General features: G+C 44.2%; 15 protein-coding genes. 12 read left to right on the forward strand and 3 right to left on the reverse strand.

The genetic code is table 11. From position 1 onward, the window contains the following. Nucleotides 1-128: 128 nt before the first annotated feature. The gene (locus tag QUA80_RS05900; protein ID WP_333422304.1) at nt 129-1,067 is read right to left on the reverse strand and encodes a serine hydrolase; all 939 of its coding nucleotides are present in this window, start codon (nt 1,065-1,067) and stop codon (nt 129-131) included. A gap of 95 nt (nt 1,068-1,162) precedes the next feature. Here QUA80_RS05900 and QUA80_RS05905 point away from each other — a divergent pair, with 95 nt between their 5' ends. Next, nucleotides 1,163-1,891: a C40 family peptidase gene (locus QUA80_RS05905; RefSeq protein WP_333422306.1), complete on the forward strand. Its 729-nt coding sequence runs from the start codon at nt 1,163-1,165 to the stop codon at nt 1,889-1,891. A gap of 59 nt (nt 1,892-1,950) precedes the next feature. Further along, a complete protein-coding gene (locus QUA80_RS05910) occupies nt 1,951-2,955 on the forward strand; it encodes a glycosyltransferase family 2 protein (protein WP_333422308.1) in 1,005 nt (334 codons plus the stop codon). Nucleotides 2,956-3,088: 133 nt separating this feature from the next. Here the strand turns inward: QUA80_RS05910 and QUA80_RS05915 are convergent, their stop codons facing one another. After that, nucleotides 3,089-4,261, reverse strand: coding sequence for an IscS subfamily cysteine desulfurase (locus tag QUA80_RS05915; RefSeq protein WP_333422309.1), 1,173 nt, complete (start codon nt 4,259-4,261; stop codon nt 3,089-3,091). A 96-nt stretch (nt 4,262-4,357) separates the two neighbouring features. Between QUA80_RS05915 and QUA80_RS05920 the strand changes: the two genes are divergently transcribed. The 10 genes from QUA80_RS05920 (at nt 4,358) to cheB (ending at nt 21,369) form a co-directional block, all read left to right on the forward strand. Beyond that, complete coding sequence (locus QUA80_RS05920) at nt 4,358-5,008, forward strand: hypothetical protein (RefSeq protein ID WP_333422311.1); 651 nt, start codon at nt 4,358-4,360, stop codon at nt 5,006-5,008. Between the two features lie 301 nt (nt 5,009-5,309). Next, complete coding sequence (locus QUA80_RS05925) at nt 5,310-6,632, forward strand: four-carbon acid sugar kinase family protein (RefSeq protein WP_333422313.1); 1,323 nt, start codon at nt 5,310-5,312, stop codon at nt 6,630-6,632. A gap of 428 nt (nt 6,633-7,060) precedes the next feature. Beyond that, on the forward strand, nt 7,061-8,212 hold the full coding sequence (gene ldpA, locus QUA80_RS05930; protein WP_333422315.1) for a circadian clock protein LdpA: 1,152 nt from the start codon (nt 7,061-7,063) through the stop codon (nt 8,210-8,212). A 177-nt stretch (nt 8,213-8,389) separates the two neighbouring features. Beyond that, on the forward strand, nt 8,390-10,156 hold the full coding sequence (locus QUA80_RS05935) for a R3H domain-containing nucleic acid-binding protein (RefSeq protein ID WP_333422317.1): 1,767 nt from the start codon (nt 8,390-8,392) through the stop codon (nt 10,154-10,156). Between the two features lie 392 nt (nt 10,157-10,548). Further along, a complete protein-coding gene (locus QUA80_RS05940) occupies nt 10,549-12,222 on the forward strand; it encodes a CheR family methyltransferase (protein WP_333422319.1) in 1,674 nt (557 codons plus the stop codon). Nucleotides 12,223-12,225: 3 nt separating this feature from the next. Next, nucleotides 12,226-13,356, forward strand: a complete 1,131-nt coding sequence (locus tag QUA80_RS05945; protein ID WP_333422321.1) for a chemotaxis protein CheW — start codon at nt 12,226-12,228, stop codon at nt 13,354-13,356. Between the two features lie 403 nt (nt 13,357-13,759). After that, complete coding sequence (locus tag QUA80_RS05950; RefSeq protein WP_333422323.1) at nt 13,760-15,220, forward strand: methyl-accepting chemotaxis protein; 1,461 nt, start codon at nt 13,760-13,762, stop codon at nt 15,218-15,220. A gap of 498 nt (nt 15,221-15,718) precedes the next feature. Further along, nucleotides 15,719-17,428, forward strand: a complete 1,710-nt coding sequence (locus QUA80_RS05955; RefSeq protein WP_333422325.1) for a methyl-accepting chemotaxis protein — start codon at nt 15,719-15,721, stop codon at nt 17,426-17,428. A 107-nt stretch (nt 17,429-17,535) separates the two neighbouring features. Continuing rightward, nucleotides 17,536-20,028 (forward strand): hybrid sensor histidine kinase/response regulator, encoded by a 2,493-nt coding sequence (locus tag QUA80_RS05960; protein WP_333422451.1) that lies wholly within the window; start codon nt 17,536-17,538, stop codon nt 20,026-20,028. A 255-nt stretch (nt 20,029-20,283) separates the two neighbouring features. Next, nucleotides 20,284-21,369, forward strand: a complete 1,086-nt coding sequence (gene cheB / locus QUA80_RS05965; RefSeq protein WP_333422327.1) for a chemotaxis-specific protein-glutamate methyltransferase CheB — start codon at nt 20,284-20,286, stop codon at nt 21,367-21,369. 127 nt (nt 21,370-21,496) lie between these two features. Here the strand turns inward: cheB and QUA80_RS05970 are convergent, their stop codons facing one another. Next, the gene (locus QUA80_RS05970) at nt 21,497-21,883 is read right to left on the reverse strand and encodes a response regulator (protein ID WP_015175702.1); all 387 of its coding nucleotides are present in this window, start codon (nt 21,881-21,883) and stop codon (nt 21,497-21,499) included. Between the last annotated feature and the right edge of the window lie 34 nt (nt 21,884-21,917).

Here is a 21,917-nt window from a genome sequence, read left to right on the forward strand (position 1 = left end):
TTTTAGAAACTGCTGCCACTGTACTCCATAAACCTGCAGCCTGCTGTATCTTTAAGCTCCTAATTTGGGGCTGGCATAAGAGCAGGCTCCACAAAAAATTTAAGTTTTGTCAATTTACAAGTTAAAGTTTAATTAAGCACTTTCATCGCTTCGACAACTTCCCGCGAGATAAAAGGTAAAATCTCTTCATTCTTGCTATTCTCTTTCCCCTCGGTAAATACAACCAACAAATACGGCCGCAAGCCCGATATTTCAATATAAGCAGCATCGTGACGCACTTGACTTGTCAGTCCCGCTTTTGACCACAATTTTGCTGATTCTGGCAATCCACCGCCTAAAAAACCCGTTACTTGATTTTCGGGATCTGCCTCTAATTCTGCTGGGTCTAAACTGCGTTTCATTAAACCCATCATTTCTTGCGATGCTTTGGCAGAAACAGCTACGCCGCCGATTATACTGTGCAGCAAACGCGCCGCTGCATTTGTGGTCAGCATATTTCTATTTTCCATTAATTCTCCCAGAACTGCTCGCTCGCGACCGTAGGGGCCGTCACACCAGGTTTTTTGATTGACGTTAATATTTTGTAATTCCGGCCAATCTAATGATTGAAAGTAACGGTTGACGATGTTTCGCTGCTGTTTCCAAGTTTCAAAGGGGCCTGGTGATAATTCTGGGCCGCTGGTAGTGCCGGTGAGGGCATCTACTACTAAACTGGTGGCGTCGTTGCTAGAATCAACTATCATATCTCGGACGGCGCGTTCTAATTCTGGCGATGTTTGAATCATGCCTTTTTGTGCCCATTCCCAGATGGCAACGAGGTAGAATAATTTGACGATGCTGGCGGGATAAATTCGTTCGGAAGCTCTGGCGCTAAAACCTCGCGGTTGATATTTCCAAAATTCTTCTGGGCTCAGGGCGCCGCCTGTATTGACTCGCACCGGGGGATCGTAGACTATCCAGGTAATCGCTGTACGATCGCCACTTAATCCTGTAAATTCTGACAATGCGGAGTCTATAATGCTACTGCCGAGGGTTTCTAATTGTTCGTCTTTGTGAAAAAATGTCATGGTTAATGGCTGACAGTTAACGGTTAACGGCTAGCAGCTAATGGCAATCTATCGTTAAATGCGAACAATTAACAGTAAACAATTAGCAATTAGCAATGGCCAATTATCAATTATCTGATGTTGTGGAGTACCGGGTCCGATCGCACATAAATATTTACGATTCCCCAAAGTGCGATCGATTGGCAACTCAAGCAGCCATGGGGCGACATTTGCGCGTCGTTGACCCCCCCCCGATCGAGGGGATGACAAATGGTATAGACTCGGTTGTTCAGGGGGATACAACGGCTGTGATGGTGCGGCTGTGCGAAGATGATTATCCGGGATGGCTGGATCTTCGAGATGTTGAGTTGCTTGATGTGGCAGAAACAGTGTATCATCCTCTGGTGATTTCTGAGGAGGAAGTTAGGGAAAAATTACCAATTGTAATTACTTTTGCTCGCGAGGCTATGAACCAATCCAATTATTATCTTTGGGGCGGTACAGTCGGCCCGAATTATGATTGTTCTGGCTTGATGCAAGCGGCTTTTCTGGCTGCGGGCATCTGGTTGCCTAGAGATGCTTATCAGCAGGAAGCTTTTACTAAACCTATTAGTATTACTGATTTAGAACCGGGGGATTTAGTATTTTTTGGTACGCCGGAAAAAGCCACTCATGTAGGATTGTATCTCGGAGATAATCGCTACATTCACAGTTCTGGACAAGTACAAGGTCGCAACGGTATCGGTATCGATGTTTTGTCGGAGGATGGGGATCTAGTCAGTCAAGCTTATTACCAGCAATTGCGGGGATGTGGTAAAGTTGTGGCAAGTTATCTACCTAGTTAGTTGTTAACTAAGGACTAATGACCAATGACTAACGATTACTGATGTTATCGAATAAATAAATGGACGCTGCATTATTTTTGGAAAAATTGGCTGCACAGCAGGCTGGCGATGAGGTTGTTCTCGACGTTTCGGTGGTGGTGCCGGTGTATAATGAGGTGGAAAGTTTGCCTCATTTGATTGAGGCGATCGCCTCTTCTATCCAACCATCTGGACTCAGTTATCAAATTATTTGTGTAGATGACGGTTCTAAGGACGGTTCTGCTGAACTTCTCCAGCAGTTAGCCAGCAGTCGCGATGACCTTTGTGCTGTAATTTTGCGCCGCAATTACGGACAAACTGCTGCCATGTCCGCAGGTTTCGATCGCGCTCGCGGTCGTGCTATTGTTACCCTAGACGGCGATTTGCAAAATGACCCGGCTGATATTCCGCTGTTGTTGGCAAAGTTAGATGAAGGCTACGATTTAGTGAGTGGTTGGCGGAAAAATAGGCAGGATAATACTATTAGTCGGTTGATTCCTTCTAAAATTGCTAACTGGTTAATTGGTCGCGTTACAGGCGTAACTTTGCACGACTACGGCTGTTCTTTGAAAGCTTATAAATCCGAGTTGGTAGCCGACTTGAATCTCTATGGGGAATTGCACCGATTTTTGCCTGCGTTGGCGTTTATTGAAGGCGCGAGAATTGCAGAACTGCCAGTGCGGCACCACGCCCGCCGTTTCGGTCAAAGTAAGTACGGAATTTGGCGGACTTTTCGGGTGTTGATGGATTTGCTGACTATTTCTTTTATGAAAAAGTTCCTGACTCGACCGATGCACGTTTTTGGACTTTTGGGACTGAGTTCTATGACGTTGGGAACGGTTTTAGGAATTTATTTGTCTTTTCTGAAATTGGCTTTTGGTGAAAGTATTGGGAACCGTCCTTTGCTGATTTTGGCTGTGGTTTTGCTGTTAACTGGCGTGCAGTTATTTTGTTTTGGTTTGCTGGCGGAAGTGATGATGCGGACTTATCACGAGTCGCAGGGAAAACCTATTTATCGGGTGCGCGAGGTATTTGGTTCTAAATAAGGGGTCGATCCCAATTATACTCGGTGATAACAAGAGGAAAAGTTTTGAGTTTTAAGTTAAATAATTTAAAACTCAAAACTCAAAACTACTTCCTAATCTTCAATTCTCCCATCTAAAATCTAAAATCTAAAATCTAAAATTGATTGACTTTTTGAGCTTGTCGGAGAGATGTAATGGTTGCGATCGCGTGTTCGGCGACTGCATCTATTTCTGCTTCGGTATTGAACCGACCAATGCCAAACCGAATAGAAGCGTAAGCTAATTTGTCCGATCGCCCGATCGCTGCTAAAACATGAGATGGAGATATTTTCGCCGAAGTGCAAGCAGATCCCGAAGAAACTGCCGCCGCCGGTTGCAAACCCAACATCAACGCTTGACCGTCAACGCCGCCTACACTAATATTCAGATTCCCCGGCAATCTCTTCGTAGCGTGACCGTTGAGAACAACGTCGCCCAATTTACTCAAATTTTCCCACAAACGCTGCCGCAAATTAACAACTCGTTCTGTTTCCGACGGCATTTCTGCAATTGCCAATTCCACTGCTTTGGCAAACCCAACTATTTGCGGTGGGTAGAGAGTTCCCGATCGCATTCCCCGTTCGTGGCCTCCTCCGTGCATTTGCGGCGCTAGCTGCACTCTCGGTTTGTTGCGGCGCACGTACAGAGCACCGATGCCTTTTGGCCCGTAAATTTTGTGGGCTGTCAAGGACATTAGATCGATATTCATCTCCTGTACGTCGAGGGGAATTTTGCCGATCGCCTGTGCGGCATCTGTGTGAAAAAGAATGTCATTTCCGCGACAAATTGCTGCTATTTCTGCGATCGGCTGGATGACGCCAATTTCGTTGTTAGCCGTCATCACTGAAACTAAAATAGTCTCTGCGCGAATCGCTTTGATCAAATCGCCTATATCAATCAGCCCGTCGCTTTTCACCGGTAAAACAGTAATGTCAAACCCCAATTTTTGCAAATAGGTACAGGGGTCAAGAATTGCATTGTGTTCGGTTTTTACTGTGATAATGTGCTTTCCTTTACTAAAATAAGCTTCAGCGATGCCTTTAATCGCTAAGTTATTTGCCTCTGTTGCACCGCTGGTAAAAACAATTTCTTCTGGGGAGGCATTGATAGCATCTGCTAAAATTTGTCGTGACTGTTTTACCGCTGCTTCTGCTTCCCAGCCGTAGACGTGGTTGATACTGGCTGCGTTGCCGAATTGTTCGGTGAAATACGGCAGCATCGCATCAAGCACCCGTTTGTCTACGGGAGTTGTGGCGTGGTTGTCGAGGTATATAGGACGTGCGGACATAGTGCAGTTTTGGTTGAAAAAAATGTTAGGTTTATTGTAGACGAGCCCCTTGTTCTACAACAAAACTTTATAATTAACAAATATTTGTAAAGATTTATGCGAGCTGACATTCAGGGATTAGAAATTACTGTCGGTGAGCTCAAGCACCTCAGCGGCGCGGGGCCCGATCGCGTATACCGGCCGGCGAGTGCTACTAAGTTTGCCCGCGAAGTTCTCAAAACAGTCGGTTTAATTGTTTTGGTTCTCATCAGTTGTTGGCTGCTGGTTGCGATATTTCCTAGGGCGTATGTGTTGTGGCTAGCACTCCACCTCGCTGCGATCGCCGGTTTAATCTTTGAGGATGTGTGGAAAATTCAGTGCAGCCGCCAAAACCAACATTTAATCAATCTTTTTGATGATGTCGATCGCTATAACGGTATAATCAAAGCGATTGAAATTAATGACAAGATAGAAGATGCCGGCAATGTGGAAGTCAAAATCGGCGATCGCGCCAAAGTCATTCAAGCCTTGCAGCTAATCAGAGACGATTTAGTTCGAGCTTTGAAAACCGAGAGAATTCTCAGGGAAAACAAAAAATTTGTCGCTACTAACTCCGAATTGTTTGCCAATAATTTGAGAACTTTGAATGCTTTACAAATTAGCGATAGATCGAGCCAGCCGGGGAGATTGCTCAACGAAGCTTTGCAGCTAGCTATCGGAGTTCAAGCAGAAATGAAAAAGTTGCAAGACCGAAACGCAGCTAATTAAAAAAATGGAAAATATTACTAGGGTGCGCCGGGCCGCGCACCTTATTTTGTAGCAACGCCCACCTTACTGAAGCGCTCCAACTAAAACACATTTTAAAATTTATGAGTTGTGAGAATTGTTAAGAAATATCATCTAGCAACCGCGCCAGAGGTTGAGGACGTTCTTAATAGCCAAAACCCTTGCTGTTACTGCTTTTTCCTGATTGATTCTTCCTGCTTCCTGCTGCTATAATTGTAAATTTTTACCTGTTAGGTAACAGGTAAGGATATCTTGGAAAGGAGACGTTAACAACCAGGTCAGTATGTCTTCTGTCAAACCCAAGATTATAGTTCTCGACGACGATCCCACAGGTTCTCAAACCGTGCACAGTTGCTTGCTGCTGACACGTTGGGACGAAGAAACCCTGCGTTTGGGGCTGCGGGACAAGTGCCCGATTTTCTTCATACTGACAAATACTCGATCGCTAACTCCGGAAAAAGCAGCCTCCGTCACCCGCGAAGTGTGCCAAAATCTAAAAAGGGCGATCGCCAGCGAAGAAATCGAAGATTTCCTAATAGTTAGCCGTTCCGATTCTACCCTGCGCGGCCACTATCCGATCGAAACCGACGCGATCGCCGAAGAACTCGGCCCCTTCGACGCCCATTTTCTAATTCCCGCCTTTTTTGAAGGAGGCAGAATTACCCGCCACAGCGTGCACTACCTAATAGTTAACAGCGTCCCGACACCCGTACACGAAACCGAATTTGCCAAAGATTCAGTCTTCGGGTACAGTCACAGTTACCTGCCAGACTATGTAGAAGAAAAAACCAAAGGTCGCATCCCCGCTGATGCAGTCGATCGCATTTTACTCGCAGACATCCGCTACGGAAGTTTAGATCGACTGATGGAGATGGAAGACAACCAATGTGTAGTTGTTGACGGTCAAAGCCAAGGCGATTTAGACACATTTGCCAAACACATTCTCAATGCAGTCAGTCAAGGCAAAAAGTTTTTATTTCGCAGCGCGGCGAGTATTTTGACATCCTTAGCTGACCTCGGCCCGCAGCCAGTAGCAGCCGACGAAATGGCAAAATACGTGAGGGATGGCAAACCGGGTGCAGTAATAGTTGGTTCCCACGTTAAGAAAACTACTGAACAATTGGAGCGCTTGTTAAAAGAACCCAATACAGTTAGCATTGAAATAGATGTATCTCACTTGTTAGAAGATTCACCCGAGTATCGCACCCAAATGCTCGATGAAATTCTCGAAAAAGCCCGCACTGCTCATGCCGATGGTAAAACGCCTGTAATTTATACCAGCCGCCAGGAACTACAATTTGAAAATGCAGAAATTAGGTTAAAATTTGGAGAGGCTGTTTCTGCTTTATTGATGGATATCGTGCGGGGACTGCCTGCCGAGATCGGGTTTTTAATTAGCAAGGGCGGCATTACTTCTAATGATGTTTTGAGTACAGGTTTGTCGCTAAAAAGTGTCAGGCAAATCGGTCAAATTATCGCAGGTTGTTCTGTGGTCAAAACCGAGGATAATCATCCTCTATTTCCCAATTTACCAGTGGTTTTGTTTCCGGGAAATGTGGGCGATAGCCATGCTTTGGCTACGGTTTACAAGCGGCTGAGCAAGTAGCATAGCTCGTTGAATCGGAGATTAACCCAGATGAATTTAGCTTCTAGTTAGGGAGGAGAATGTTCATCTGCGGTTGGTCGATGGGTTTCAATGCTCGATCGAACTTTATGGCCATTGCCACTGCACCGCAACTTCAAAAAAAAATCTCTAGTCTACTTTTACCTTGCCAAATCCCCCCAAATATGATATGATAGAGAGTCTGTCTGTAAGTTAAGCCGATCGACAAAGTTGAAAATCGCGTCATCCTCAGTCACTCTCAAAAAAATTAGATTTCTCAAAAAATAGTTACGTCAGAACTCTACATATAGGGCAAACAGCACCAGAGCTACTGCTATCAGTAGCGTTTCCAGCTTGTATCAGCCTAAATTTTAAAATTAAGTAGAAATTTGCACCTCGTAATTTTTAGCTCAAAGGATTAGCATATAAGGGTGACAGAACATTATCATCCCCTAAACTCATTAAAAAGTGGCCATTGGTTCAAGCTGATTTGTGGGGCGAGCTTTCAACACCTGCCTGCTGTACGAAATCTCACCTTGGCTTACACCTTAGCAGGCGCTGACTGTATCGATGTCGCGGCAGATCCCGCCGCCGTCACCGCAGCGAAAGAAGCCCTACAAGTGGCCAGCGAATTACAGGCAAGAACTCACAACCGCAGGTTTGGCGGCAAAGGGTTGCCGTTGCTGATGGTGAGTTTAAATGATGGGGAAGACCCGCATTTTCGCAAAGCCGAATTCAACCCAGCCGATTGTCCGGCGGACTGCTGGCGGCCGTGCGAAAAAATATGTCCAGCCGAAGCAATAGTTTTTCAGAGTGCTGGCAGTGGTTTTTCCGGGGTGATAGACCAGCAGTGCTATGGCTGCGGTCGCTGTCTGCCGATTTGTCCGAGCCAACTAATTTATACTCGTTCTTACGTGTCTGCTCCCGCCGCGATCGCGCCTTTAATCTTGCAATCCGGTGCGGACGCCCTAGAAATCCACACGCAAGTAGGCAGAGAGGCAGATTTTGGGCGACTTTGGTCGAGCATAGCTCCCTGGGTCGATCGACTCAAGGTAATAGCAATTAGTTGCCCCGATGGAGACGGTTTGATTGATTATTTGCGGACACTCTATCAAATAATTTCCCCCCTTCCTTGTCCCCTAATTTGGCAAACCGACGGTAGGCCGATGAGCGGAGATATCGGAAAAGGAACTGCTAGAGCCGCGGTCAAACTCGGTCAAAAAGTTTTAGCTGCCCAGTTGCCGGGATACGTGCAACTTGCAGGCGGCACTAATGCTCACACTGTCAGCAAGCTGAGAGCCGACGGACTGCTGTTGGATGGCGGGAAAAATTTGTCAGTTCCCCCTGTCCCGTACATTGCAGGTGTAGCTTACGGCAGCTATGCCAGGGTTTTGCTGTCGCCAATTTTAGAACAATTAGAAACAATGCAGACCGATCGAGCCTATGCCGTTCCGGTGGCACTCGCGCGGCCAGCAGCCGGAGTTCAAACATCTCGGCTACCTCAGCTCGAAGCAGTCCCAGAACTTCTCTCGGAGGCCGTGAGTTTAGCTCGTTCTCTAGTTTCCCAGCTCAAAGAATTTTAGTCAGCAGTCAGTAGTCAGCAGTCAGTAGTCAGTAGTTAGTGGTTAGTGGTTAGTAGTTAATTCCAACAACAAATAACAACGGACAACTGGCAACGGACAACTGTTAACTGACAACTGTTAACTGTTAACTGACAACTGACTAAAAAGTTGAAAACGTCACCGAACACATCGAGGCGAATGCAGATTACAGACGACCTCAACAGATTATTAGACATCGTATCAGATGAGATCCGGCAGCCTTTAGAGCAGCACCCGCAGCGCAACAATCTCATTGAGATTGTCATGGATTTGGGCCGCCGACCAGAAGCTCGTTTTCCATCCTCGGCCGAACATCTTTCCCAAACGCCGATTACCAAAGCAGACCTCAACTATTGCATCGAGCGAGTCGGCCACTTCGGTGGCGACAACCGAGCCGGTATCGAGCAAACCCTGCACCGAATTAGCGCCCTTCGCAACCGCAGCGGCGAGATTATCGGCCTGACTTTGAGAGTGGGCCGCGCTGTGTTTGGGACGATCGGCATTATCCGCGATTTGGTGGAAACCGGTCAGTCAATTTTGATGCTCGGCCGCCCCGGAGTCGGCAAAACCACGGCCCTGCGGGAAATTGCCCGCGTGCTCGCCGATGACTTGGAAAAACGGGTGGTAATTATCGACACCTCCAACGAAATCGCCGGAGATGGAGATATCCCGCACCCGGCGATCGGCAGAGCTCGCAGAATGCAAGTTTCCCGTCCCGAACTCCAGCACCAAGTCATGATCGAAGCAGTGGAAAACCATATGCCCGAAGTGATCGTGATTGACGAAATCGGCACGGAACTCGAAGCTTTGGCGGCTCGGACGATCGCCGAAAGGGGCGTGCAGTTGGTCGGTACCGCCCACGGGAACCGGCTCGAAAACTTGATGAAAAACCCGACTCTGGCAGATTTAATTGGGGGCATCCAAGCGGTGACGCTGGGAGATGACGAAGCAAGGCGCCGCGGTTCTCAAAAGACGGTTTTGGAGCGCAAATCACCGCCAACTTTTGAAATAGCCGTCGAAATGCTGGAACGCCAGCGCTGGGTAATCCACGAGCGAGTTGCAGATTCGATCGACACTCTGCTGCGGGGACGCGAACCGAACCAGCAAATCAGAAGCGTCAGCGAGACAGGAGAGGTAATTATCGAGCGGGAGTCTGCCGCTCCGCCCGCCCGGTTTCCGGGGATGGCATCTTCTGGCAGCACGGCTGCTGTATCGGCAATCCGACCCGTCACACCGCTCTCTGGGTGGCGGAGTGCTGGCAAAATGGTGCCGATGCCCGCTCCCAGCCAGAACTTCGCTGCTAAAAGCGCGCCGGTTGCTGAGACTCGGTATTTCGAGCAACTGCTCGAAGAATCCCTGTCCGTCGAGCCGGTACCTAAGCCGGGACGTTTTTCCCAGAATGTCGGCCCTAACGGCGAAGATTTGCCCCTCCACGTTTATCCTTACGGCATAGCTCGCCACCAGCTCGAACAGGTGATTTCGACGCTGAACCTGCCGGTGCTGCTGACGAAGGATATTGAGAGTGCTGACGTGGTTTTGGCTTTGCGATCGAACGTTCGGAACCAGTCGAAATTGAGGCACTTGGCCAAAACTCGCCAAGTTCCCCTGCACACAATTAAAGCCGGCACTATTCCCCACGTAGCGAGAGCTTTGCGGCGCCTGTTGGACATGGATGACCCGGGCACCCCGGAAGTGGCAGACCTCGCCTTATTCTCCCGCAGCGGTTCTTCTGACGAGCTCGAAGCTCTCGAAGAAACGCGCTTAGCAGTCGAGCAAATTGTCATTCCCAAGGGACAGCCGGTGGAACTCCTGCCTCGTTCTCCCAACGTCCGCAAAATGCAGCACGAACTTGTGGAACACTATCACCTGAAATCCCACAGTTTTGGGGAAGAACCCAATCGCCGCTTGCGGATATATCCAGCTTAAAGTTGGAGAGTAGTGCCTTTGAAGGCAGAAGGTAGAAAGCAGAAGGGATAATTTTTTCCTGGCTTCTGTCTTTTACCTTTTGCCTTTTTCCTTTAAGTCGCTGGCAAGTTTCTGATATTATGATGTGGTGTGACAGTGTTCTTGTTAATGCGATCGGCTAAATTCCCAATTTCTAATTTCCAATTCCCCAATTTCCCATCACCAATACTTCGACTACACGAGCTTACAACTTCCCCAATTCCCAATAGTTCGGCTACGTACTTCCCTTCGGCTCCCTTCGGCTTCGCGAACGGACGAGCCGCAGCCTAGGAGCTATCCTCAGCACAAACTCAGCACCAGCTCGGTAAAAGTTGCCACTTCCAAAATTATTAAATTAATCTACCTTAGTGGACATGAATGATTCCATAGTTCAGCTATTTATCAACTTAATTACTGCGGAAATTGGTGTGCGAATTAGAACCCAAGACAGAGCGGGTTTGTCTCATAAAATCATGACTCGGATGAGAGAGAAAAAAATCTCCGAACCCGAAAAATATTATAAACTTTTAACTGCCAAAACTTTTGAAAGTCAAACTGAATGGGCAGAATTAGTATTGCTATTAACAACAATTGAAAGTTATTTTATGCGAGATAAAGGACAGTTTGCTCTATTAAAACGAGTAATTTTTCCTGAATTGATAGAGCAGAAAAGAAACTTGCACAAGACCTTGGGAATGCAGCCGACACTGCGAATCTGGAGTGCGGGCTGCTCCACCGGTGAAGAACCTTATTCTTTAGCTATTGTTTTAAAAGAGTTGATTCCCGATTGGGATCTATGGAAAATATTAATTTTAGGTACAGATATCAATGAAAAAGTAATCAAAAAAGCGCCGCAGGGAGTTTACAGTCATTGGTCGTTTCGCTTGGTCGAACCGCAGATACAAAAGCAGTATTTTCATCAGAGGCAAAATGATTGGGAAATTAATCTAGAATTGCGCCAAAGTGTCAACTTTAGCTGTTTAAATTTAATTAAAGATGAGTTTCCCAATATTTACCAAAATATTTATAACATAGACTTAATTTTGTGTAGAAACGTTTTTGTGTATTTTGAACATAAATATATTTCACTGGTACTGAAAAAATTTTCCAAGACCCTGAGACCTGGAGGATATTTAATGACCGGTCACGCTGAAGTTTACGGTCAAATTATGAACGAGTTTGAACCCAAGATTTTCCCGGAGTCGGTGGTGTATCAGCGTCGGGATGCAGTACCGGAGGAAGGGTGTCAAATAGAGTCTAGGGTTGCGACGGTAGGGGAAGCCAACTCGGCTTTTCGGGAATTCGCGAAAGCAGATACTATGGGCGATGAGAGTGGTGAGTTGCTAACAGGGGAAACGATGCCACCTAGTTTTACTACTAACAGCAATTTTCCAGAGATAGAGATGCCACCCGTATTAAAAATAAGTAATCCGCTGGGAAAGATGCAGGGATCGCGCTATCTGGAGGACGGCTTGCCGAACAAGGCAGTGTCAGTTACACAAAAAATAGCAGAAAATACTCAAAATAAAACGCCTCAAATGCTAATTTTAGAGGCTAAAAAATCTTTTAAAAATAAAAATTATGCTGAGGCAATCAACAAGGCACAAGAGGTAATAGACTTGCAGGGCCATAATTTTGATGCTTATTTTTTAATCGCTCAAGTTCAGGCAAATGCCGGCAATTATTCTCAGGCAATAGAATACTGTAATCGAGCTAGAAAAGTAGAGCCTGGATCGGTATATACTGATTATTTACAAGCTCAAATTGCTGAAGAACAGGGGCAATTGGAAACAGCCAAGAGTTTATTAAAGAGGACTATTTATATGTGTCCATCTTTTGTGGCAGCTTATATAGAACTAGGGAATATATACAATAAAGAAGGTCAAGTAAAAAGAGCTATTAAAATGTACAATTCATCTTGTGAAATCCTGAAATCACTACCGCCAAACACTCCCATAGATTCACAGGGGAAAATGACAGCGAGTCAAGTGCTGATGAATGTTAAAAAAAAATTGTTAAACTTATACAGTAAAGAAACTGTACGCTAAAATATGGAAACTAAACCGTATCTTATCTTTGAACAGAACGGTTTTCTCTGCGGTATAGAAGCCTGCTATGTTCGGGAAATTTTCTTTCTGCCGGAGTTGACAGCAATTGCAGAAGCACCTCAAGATATTGTTGGGGCGATCGACCTTCGGGGCGAAATTCTGCCCGTGATGGATCTGAATCTCCGTTTTGGATACGTTTGGCAAGAGTATTCTGTGACAGATAGTACGATCGTCATAGAGTGGCAAGAATCGAAAGTCGGTATAATTGTCAATCAAGTTCGCGAAGTTAAGGAACTCTCAGAAGATGCCATCACTCCGCAGCTATCTTACGGGCGAAAGAATTCAGAAGCATCTCATCATTTTGTAGCTGGACTGGCCCGCTGCGAAGCCGATATTATCATGCTGCTGAATCTCGATCGCTTAATTCGATATTCTCCCGAAAAGCCAGAGGAAAGCTGGCCTGTTTCTCCAAACAATGTAGGTAGTCAAGCAGCAGCAGGTGAGGCAGAGACGGAAAATTTACACTGGGAAATCAATGCAAAATTGTCAGGAAAAAATTATAAAAATTTGACCGATCGTCACGTTTTTTGCCCGCAGGCTACCCCGGAAGAAAAAGCAATTTTTCAATCGCGCGCTAATCATTTGAGGCGGCGAAGCGAGGGTGAAAACGATGCTGCAATTAATATGTCCCTCGCGGTGTTTGTTTTGAATGGCGAATACTTTGGTATTCATTTAGATCTAGTCCGCGAATTTACGGATATTAGCCAAGTAACTCCGGTTCCTTGCACTCCAGATCGCATAGTGGGAAATATAAATTTACGGGGAGAAATTGTGACGCTAATTGATATTCGCAGTGTTTTAAATATGTCTTTAAATATTTCGGATGCTGCAAATTATCTCTCTAAGGCGATCGTTGTTGAAGTGGCGGATTTGGTCGCTGGTATAGTTGTTGACGAAATATTAGATATTATATACTTAAATGTGTCGGAAATTGCGGCTGTTCCGGCAGCACTGCATTCTGCAAACCGCGAATATCTACGGGGGACAGCTATTTACGGGGAAAAAATTATGGCTATTCTGAACTTGCAAAAACTGCTGACAAAAGGAGGAGTAGTTGTTGATGAAGAGGTTTGAATCCAGAACAGGACTTACGCAAAGCCTATGTGCCATGAGTCCAGTGAAGCATCTCGCTTGATACTTCATTTCCTTCGGAATCCCGATCCAACGCAGAGATCTGGACTGATAAGGATTGAGACTCAGCATGAGAGAATTATCTTGAAATGCGTCCAGGACTAAAGAAGTTAGTTATACCAGAATACGGTTGAGTTAAGCTAGATCTCCCCTAGCCCCCCTTCTCAAGGGGGGGACAAGAACTTACTCAAAGTCCTCGCAACGATGCGGGGGATGCGAGGAGTATCTCTGAGTAATAAATATTTTTAACCCAAGCATATTGGGTTATACCAAATCTGCTTTTCAAGCGAGATGTGACTAAGCAATCTAATTCGTGTATGCACGTGCTTAAATTAAGGAGAAAAATATGTTTTCTAAATTAATAAAATTAAATATTAGAAATAGAATGCTGCTTGCATATGTAGCACCAGCAACTATATACTTGGGTTTTCCTCTGCTAGTTTATACAACTACTAATCAGGCATTGAATAATTTTAAAGAAGTAGAAAGAATCGAAAATGTGATCGGATACACAAATGATATGTCCACTGGTGCTGAACAAATGGTACGGGGGATGCGCGGATATTTAATCAATAAAAATCAGCAGTTTTTAAATGATTTTAATTCAGGAGAAAAATTAGCTCGTGATTCGGGAAATAGTGCGGAGTTGAAGATAGAAAATCCCGAACAGAGAAGGCGCTTACAGAGGATGCTAGAACTCTGCAACGAATATTATGAGGGTTCTAATGAAATAGTTGTTTTATTACAACAAAATAAGAGAGCCGAAGCATTGGCTCTTTTTAACACCGGAAAACAGACACAATTTGTGAATGAATTTGTCGAAGTAAATACGCAATTTCGCGAAATAGAATTAAAAGCGATTAAGGAAGCGAGAGAAAAAACGAAGCAATCTTTAGTTTTCTTGCTCTCGGCATTGGTATTTGGTTCCGTGTTTTTGTTGGTGTTAGGTGCGGTTATAGCTTGGCTGACTTCTTCAGGAATTGCCCAAACTATCGATCGCGCAATTAGCTCGATCGCCACTTCTTCCACTGAGATTGCAGCCACTGTGGAAGAACAGGAACGGATGGCAAGTCAGCAGGCAGCTTCAGTAAATCAAACTACTACTACAATGGACGAATTGGGAGCATCTTCCAGGGCGACATCACAGCAGATAGAAACAGCAGTGGTTCAAGCAATGCAAGCTTTGAATTTAGCTGGAGGTGGCACAAAAGCTGTAGAACAAACTTTAGAAGCAATGGCAACTCTAAAAACTAAAGTTCAGGATATCCAAGGACAAATTATAGAGTTGAGCGAACAAACAGATCACATTGGTAATATCTCAACTGTAGTTAGCGATTTGGCCAATCAAACTAATATGTTAGCACTCAACGCTGCTGTTGAAGCTGTGCGAGCGGGGGAACACGGCAAGGGGTTTGGCGTGGTGGCTTCAGAAATTCGCAAACTTGCCGATCGCAGTAAAAAATCAGGATCGCAAATTAATCTATTAGTTGCTGATATTCAAAGGGCGATTAACTCAACGGTAATGGTGACAGACGAAGGGACTAAAACTGTGGAATCGGGCGTGAATATTGCCTCAGAAACCGCAGCGGCATTTGCAGGAGTGGCCAATGCCATTAACAATGTGGTTTTGAGTTCTCAGCAGATTTCTCTGAATGCCAAACAGCAAGCGATCGCGATCGAACAGGTAGTGCAAGCTATGAACTCTCTCAATCAAGCGGCTGCCCAAACCGCTTGCGGTATCAGTCAAACTAAAGTCGGCACTCAAAAATTGAATGAAGCAGCCTTAGATTTGAAGGCAGTTTTGTAGGAGAGCCATGAATTATGAGTAGTTCCCAAAAAATGCCAAATATATCCTTAAAAATTAAATCACTTGCTTTGGCGATCGGCCTCGGTAGAATTCCAGCGATATTAACGGTAGTAATAACTTCCTTCTGGGTACATCAGAACCTAACCTCAAATCAGCAGTGTAGTTAGTTGTGATTTGTCAGTTATTATTTGGAAGTTGTTATTTTTTCTTTACTACCAATTCCCAATTCCCAATACTTCGGCTACGCGAGCGTACAATTTTCCAATTTCCAATACTTAGACTGCGCGAGCGTACAAATTCCCAGTAACCAATTCCCCGTAACCAATGATGAACAAATTTTTCCAAAACATGCAGAACCGACTGCTCCTCCTCCTAATTTTAAGTACCTTGATTCCAGTATCTCTTGTTGGTTGGTATGGAATTTCTTCTTCAACAGAAGCCCTGAAAAATTTAGCATTAATCACCCTTAGTGATAGTGTTAATTCTACCGCCAATCAAATGATTAACAAATTTGAAAATCTGAGAGCCGATATTTTGTTTCTCCCCAAAACTCCCCCTGTTCAGGGAATGATTAGAGCTAAAGAAGGAAATGGATTAGACAGACAAACTAATTCAACTTATAAAGATTGGGTTTATCGAATGCAACTAACATTTTTAGCCATGATGGAAGCTAAGCCATATTATATGCAATTACGTTACATAGATAACAGTGGCAAGGAGCTCGTGCGCGTAGATTCTGACGGCAAAAATATCCAAGTTATTCCAGATTCTCAACTACAAAATAAAGCAGACAGAAATTACTTTCTGGCAACTATGAAGCTAAAATTAGGAGAAGTCTATGTGTCTTCTTTAGAGCTGAATCAGGAAAGGGGGCAAATAGAAATTCCTTACAAGCCAACAATTCGCTACGCAACTCCAATTTTTAATCCCAAAGGGGAAAGACAAGGTATTTTGATTAGCAATGCTCTGGGTAGCACTCTGATCGATAGGGTTAAAAATTTTAATCATGAATTATCAGATCGATCTTTTATCTTAAATCAAGATGGGTATTATCTGGCTCATCCCAATCCTCAAAAAGCATGGGGATTTGAACTCAAAACTAAGGAAAATGTCAAAAATGATTATTCAGGAGACATTGTTGCTAAAATACTTTCAGGGACTCAGGGAAATATTGATAATAAGGAGCTAGTGATTAGCTATAAAACAGTTTTTCCCAGCAAAGAAAATAAAAGTCAATTTTTAGTGATTGTGGATACTTCACCCAAAAAATTGCTATTTGATTCGATTGATTCTCTTCAGAAAATAGCAGGGTTTATTGCTATTGTTTCCCTGGCTGTGGTGCTGGGATTTGGGTGGTTTTTTTTGCAACAAATTGTTGCTCTTATTCGGGGGTTGATTTACCAAATATCGTCATTTTCACGGCAAATAGAATCTAATATGACTCGCCAAGAGCAAATAGCAGATCGGCAATTTGTCTCTGTCAATCAAACAACTATAACTCTAGAAAATTTGGGCAGATCTTCTCAGCAAACAGCCGAGCAAGCTGAGTCTGTTGCCGCTGCCGCTCGCCAAGCTTTAAATCTCGCCGAAGAAGGTACTAAAAAGGTAGATCAAACTCTCAATCAAATGCTGAATCTTAGAGAAGCTGTGGTGGCAATTTCTAAGCAAAATCATCGACTCGACGACAGCACGAGTCAGATTGGCAATATATCGACTCTCGCAAGTTTGGTTAGCGATTTAGCCAGCCAAACTAATATGCTGGCTCTCAACGCCGCTGTTGAAGCAGTCAGAGCCGGCGAGTACGGTAAAGGTTTTGCGGTGGTAGCAAGCGAAATTCGTAAGTTAGCAGATGAAAGCCAACAAGCAGCACAAAAGATTAATGGTATTATTCCAGAAATTAAGGGCGCGATCGACTCAACGGTGAAAGCAACTGAAGATAGTCGCAAAACGGTTGCAGAAGGGGTGAAAACAGCACAAGATACGGCAGAAGCTTTTACGGGTGTGAGGGAAGCTTGCAATCTGGTGTTTGCTAGCAACCAGCAAATTTCTTTTAATCTTAAACAGCAGGCGATCGCAATTCAGCAAGTAGGTGATGCCATGAGTTCTCTGAAGGAATCCGCGTCTCAAACAGTCAGCGGCATTACTCAAGTTAAAATGGGTACTCAACAACTTACAGAAGCTGCCTTTAATCTTAAAGAAATCGTGTAGTTATCAGTTATTAATTATTAGTAATTATAAAATTATTAGCCATAGTAATTATTACTAATTACCCTGATTTTGCACCAATTACTTATTACTCAAAAACATAATGTATGATGATTGAAGATAGAGAACTTCGAGATGTATTTAAAGTCGCTAGTCAAGAACACTTACAGAAACTAGACGACGGATTGCTGTACTTAGAACAACATCCAGACGACTTAGCTAAGTTAGAACAATTGTTGCGGGAAACCCATTCTCTTAAAGGTGATGCTGGAATGCTGGGAGTAAAAAATGTAGCATCTTTAGCTCATCAAATGGAGCATATTTTGGGAGGTATCAAGCGGGGAGAAACTCCACTAAATTCAGATATTAGCGATCGACTTTCGCAAGGTTTAGACGCCATCCGCAAACTCGTTAACGAAGCCGTTACCGGCGAAGATTCCGGCGTTAATACTTTCTACATCCTCGCTAGCATGATGGGTGCTTCTAGTCAGCCACAGCCACAGGCTGCTGCCTCAATAGTAGAGCCCTCATCTTCGCAAGTACCAGAACAACCGTTGATAGAAGCGCAATTTACTGAGCCTTCTACCAAAGAACTAGAAACAAATGTTGAAACTTCTGAAGTCCTTAACTTAGAGCAAAATTCCTCTTTTTTACCCCTACAATCCAAGCCAGAATTTATACTGCAAGCTCAAAACTTGCCGGCACCTTCTGGGCCCGCCCCTGCGTCGGCTTCGCAGTCGGCAGTTACTGCATCCTCAACCTCATCTTACCGCATTGAAACCATTCGCGTTGCTACTCAAAATTTAGACGATTTAATGACTCAAGCAGGAGAACTTACTGTCACAAAAACTCGGCTAGGACACCGAGTAGCAGAGATCGAACAAATTACAGCTTTGTGGGAAGAGTGGAGCCGAGAATATTTTGTAACGAGCTTGAATGTCGATCGGATGCAAATAGATGAAAACGGTATTAAAGCCAACGGTAAATTTAGTCAGTTGCAGGATTACTATCAACGTACAGAAGAACGTTTAGAACGTCTCGGAACTTTAGTCAACCGCTTGAGAAATCGAGTTTATGAAGATACTGCCAGACTCGAATTAATCGCCGAGGCATTAGAATCAGGAATTCGCACTCTGAGACTGCTGCCTTTGTCTACTATTTTTAATTTATTTCCTCGAACTGTACGAGACTTAGCGAAACGGGAAGGTAAAGAAGTTACATTAGTGATTGAAGGAGGCGAAACTACAGCAGATAAACGCATTTTAGAGGAAATGAAAGACCCTTTAATGCACATGATTAGAAATGCGATCGACCACGGTATTGAAACTGTTGAGGAACGGAAAAAACTAGGTAAAGATCCCGTGGCTACTCTCCGAATTAAAGGCTATAATATTGCTAGCAATATTATTATTGAAGTTGCTGATGATGGTCGGGGACTAAATCTAGAGAGCATTAAACAAACTGCTATCAAACGTAATATTTGTACGCTCGAACAACTGGGAGAAATGACCGAAACTCAAGTACAATCTTTAATTTTCACTCCTGGTTTTTCGACCAAAAAATTTGTTACAGAAGTCTCTGGACGCGGTGTAGGTTTAGATGTAGTTCGCACTAATGTTGAAGCCTTAAAAGGTAGTATTCAAGTAGAGTCTTTACCTGGAAAAGGATGCACTTTGAGGCTGCAAATCAGCACGTCTTTAGCTACAGCAAATGTATTAATTGTCGTAGTTGAAGACATTCCTTATGCTCTGCCAGTCGAGTTTGTAGATACGGCACAACAGGTGTCTCAGTCTGAGATATTTGCGATAGAAGGTAAGGAAACTATCCTTTCAAAGGGTCAGCCTCTGTCAGTTGCTCATCTGACAGATTTACTAGAATTAAACAATAGACAATGGTGGCACAAAAATCGGTATGTGAGACAGGAAAACGGGAGCGAAATTCTGATTAAACATCAAAAATACTTCCAAAATTTAAATTCAAAAATTCCTTGTATTGTTTTGAAAGTAGGGGAGGAAAGATTGGGGTTATTTGTAGATGCTTTGATAGACGAACAGGATGTGGTGATGAAACCTCAAAGTCAATTGCTGAAACGGGTGCGAAATGTTTCGGGTGCCACAATTCTCGCTACTGGGGAAGTTTGTATGGTACTCAATCCTCACGATTTGATAAAATCTGTACGCCAGCAAGTTTCGTCTCGTGGGGTTTCTGGTGCGCGATCGCAACTTGAGACTGCCACCCGAAAACAAGTTATACTATTAGCAGAAGACTCGATCGCCACGCGCACTCAAGAAAAGCGCATCCTGGAAGGTGCGGGTTACGAAGTTGTGACTGCGGTAGACGGATTGGATGCTTTCCATAAATTAAAAACTCGCGATTTTGATGCTGTGATTTCTGACATACAAATGCCAAACTTAGACGGTTTGGCCCTGACTGTTAAGATTCGGGAGCAAAAAGAATACAGTGAGTTGCCGATAATTTTAGTGACATCTTTGGCATCGGATGAAGATAAAAAAAGAGGGGCTGATGCGGGGGCAAATGCTTATATTCCTAAAGGTACTTTCAATCAAGATGTGCTGGTAGAGACACTAAAAAGGTTAGTTTAGTCATTAGTCATTACTCCTTGGTTATGAGGCATTTGTTATTTACTACCAATTAGCAAGGCCCAATATCCAGCGCCCAGTGCACCATTACCAGTGCATCGATGCCCAATGCCCAATACTTTGACTGCGCGGTTACTGAGGGACACGTGCTTAGCGTAGCCACTCACCCTGCGCGCCGAAGGGAAGTAAGTCGAAGGGCAGCACAAGTGCCCTATTCTCCATTCCCCATGAACCATTCCCCCATTCCCCAGCAAACTGATGTTATCGCCCATTAAACTATTGTTAGTTGAAGATTCTCCTGTAGTTACGCTCGTCCTCAAACGAATTTTTGAGTCTTCGTCAGAAATCCAAGTTGTAGGAACCGCTTGCAACGGATTAGAAGGACTAGAATTAATCCCCAAACTTCAGCCCCAAGTAATCTGTACGGATTTGAACATGGCACCAATGAACGGGTTAGAATTTACCGAAGAAGTAATGAAGAAATATCCGCTACCAATTTTAGTAATTAGTGCTTCAGTGCAAGCGAATGATACTCAGAATGTATTTCAAGTGTTAAAGGCTGGTGCATTGGATGTTTTTCCGAAACCGATTGGCGGGTTGGTATCTGATTACGCTCACCTAGCAAATCAATTAATAGCTAAAGTTAAAATTCTCTCTGGAGTTAAAGTATTTACACGGCATCAAAAAAAGATGCCAACAGAAGATAGTAATCAAATTGTAAAAATCAACCAAGCACCAGTTCCTAATTACAAATTTTCCAATGAAAATGTTAAACCTCCAACTATTAAAGTATTGGCTATAGGGGCTTCTACAGGCGGGCCGCAAGCACTGTACGCGATTATTTCTAAACTTCCTGCTAGTTTTCCGGTGCCTGTAATTTGTGTCCAGCACATCAGTGAAGGTTTTTTGCAAGGATTAGTTGATTGGCTGGGTTATGAATCGAAACTGCCTGTTAAGATAGCTTCTTTTGGGGAATTGCCACAAGCAGGTACTGTTTATTTCCCGCCAGAAAAACGTCATTTAGAATTGGACTCTCAAGGGCGATTTGTTTATTCAGAAGCTGCTCGTGTTGCGGGACACTGCCCTTCTGTAACGGTGACATTTAAGTCGGTAGCTAATTTTTATAGTCGGGCAGCAGCGGGGGTTTTGCTGACAGGAATGGGTAGAGATGGTGCTGACGGAATGTTGGCTATCGCCAGACAAGGGGGGTTGACAATCGCCCAAGACGAAGCTAGCTGCATTGTCTTCGGAATGCCCAAGGAGGCGATCGCCCTCGGTGCCGCCCAATATGTTCTACCTATCAGTGCGATCGCTCCCCTACTTCTGGCTAAATTAAAAATTTAGGACTTACCTCGCAAATAGTGCAGGATGCCCCGCCCCCGACCTGTTAAAGAAGTCCAGGATCGGAGAGCGCGATCGCAACTTTTTACTTCATTAATTACTCAAAACCAATTTTTTTTCCTAATTCCGATTATTTGATTTTGATAAACTTACCAATTACCTCGCGCAACTTATCAGCATCAAACGGCTTAGTTAAATACTCTGTTGCTCCCGCCAAACGCCCCTGTACCTTATCAAAGGCTCCATCTCGCGCTGTCAGCATTACGATCGGCAAATTCTGAAACTGAGGCAAGCTCCGCACCGTGCGGCAGAGTTCCAATCCGTCAATACCAGGCATGGAAACATCGAGCAACAAAACCGAAATTTGTTCGTGATAAATCGTTGACAAAGCATCCACTGCATTGTCGGTTACGAGAACTCGAAACTCTTTGCTTAAAGCCTGTTTAACAAGTCCTTGCATCACGACGCTATCATCAACTGCCAAAATAGTTGGTACTTGACTGCTACTTGCAGACATATTCTTCTCCCTGTTTATTTATAGTTCTTGAAAA

The organism is Microcoleus sp. F4-D5, assembly GCF_036704885.1.
Taxonomy (GTDB): domain Bacteria; phylum Cyanobacteriota; class Cyanobacteriia; order Cyanobacteriales; family Microcoleaceae; genus Microcoleus.

Excerpts from the sequence above, each read along its gene's own strand:
- QUA80_RS05900 (WP_333422304.1), bottom strand. The coding sequence starts at position 1,067 with ATGACATTTTTTCACAAAGACGAACAATTAGAAACCCTCGGCAGTAGC.
- QUA80_RS05905 (WP_333422306.1), top strand. The coding sequence starts at position 1,163 with ATGGCCAATTATCAATTATCTGATGTTGTGGAGTACCGGGTCCGATCG.
- QUA80_RS05910 (WP_333422308.1), top strand. The coding sequence starts at position 1,951 with ATGGACGCTGCATTATTTTTGGAAAAATTGGCTGCACAGCAGGCTGGC.
- QUA80_RS05915 (WP_333422309.1), bottom strand. The coding sequence starts at position 4,261 with ATGTCCGCACGTCCTATATACCTCGACAACCACGCCACAACTCCCGTA.
- QUA80_RS05920 (WP_333422311.1), top strand. The coding sequence starts at position 4,358 with ATGCGAGCTGACATTCAGGGATTAGAAATTACTGTCGGTGAGCTCAAG.
- QUA80_RS05925 (WP_333422313.1), top strand. The coding sequence starts at position 5,310 with ATGTCTTCTGTCAAACCCAAGATTATAGTTCTCGACGACGATCCCACA.
- QUA80_RS05935 (WP_333422317.1), top strand. The coding sequence starts at position 8,390 with ATGCAGATTACAGACGACCTCAACAGATTATTAGACATCGTATCAGAT.
- QUA80_RS05940 (WP_333422319.1), top strand. The coding sequence starts at position 10,549 with ATGAATGATTCCATAGTTCAGCTATTTATCAACTTAATTACTGCGGAA.
- QUA80_RS05945 (WP_333422321.1), top strand. The coding sequence starts at position 12,226 with ATGGAAACTAAACCGTATCTTATCTTTGAACAGAACGGTTTTCTCTGC.
- QUA80_RS05950 (WP_333422323.1), top strand. The coding sequence starts at position 13,760 with ATGTTTTCTAAATTAATAAAATTAAATATTAGAAATAGAATGCTGCTT.
- QUA80_RS05955 (WP_333422325.1), top strand. The coding sequence starts at position 15,719 with ATGATTAACAAATTTGAAAATCTGAGAGCCGATATTTTGTTTCTCCCC.
- QUA80_RS05960 (WP_333422451.1), top strand. The coding sequence starts at position 17,536 with ATGATTGAAGATAGAGAACTTCGAGATGTATTTAAAGTCGCTAGTCAA.
- cheB (WP_333422327.1), top strand. The coding sequence starts at position 20,284 with ATGTTATCGCCCATTAAACTATTGTTAGTTGAAGATTCTCCTGTAGTT.
- QUA80_RS05970 (WP_015175702.1), bottom strand. The coding sequence starts at position 21,883 with ATGTCTGCAAGTAGCAGTCAAGTACCAACTATTTTGGCAGTTGATGAT.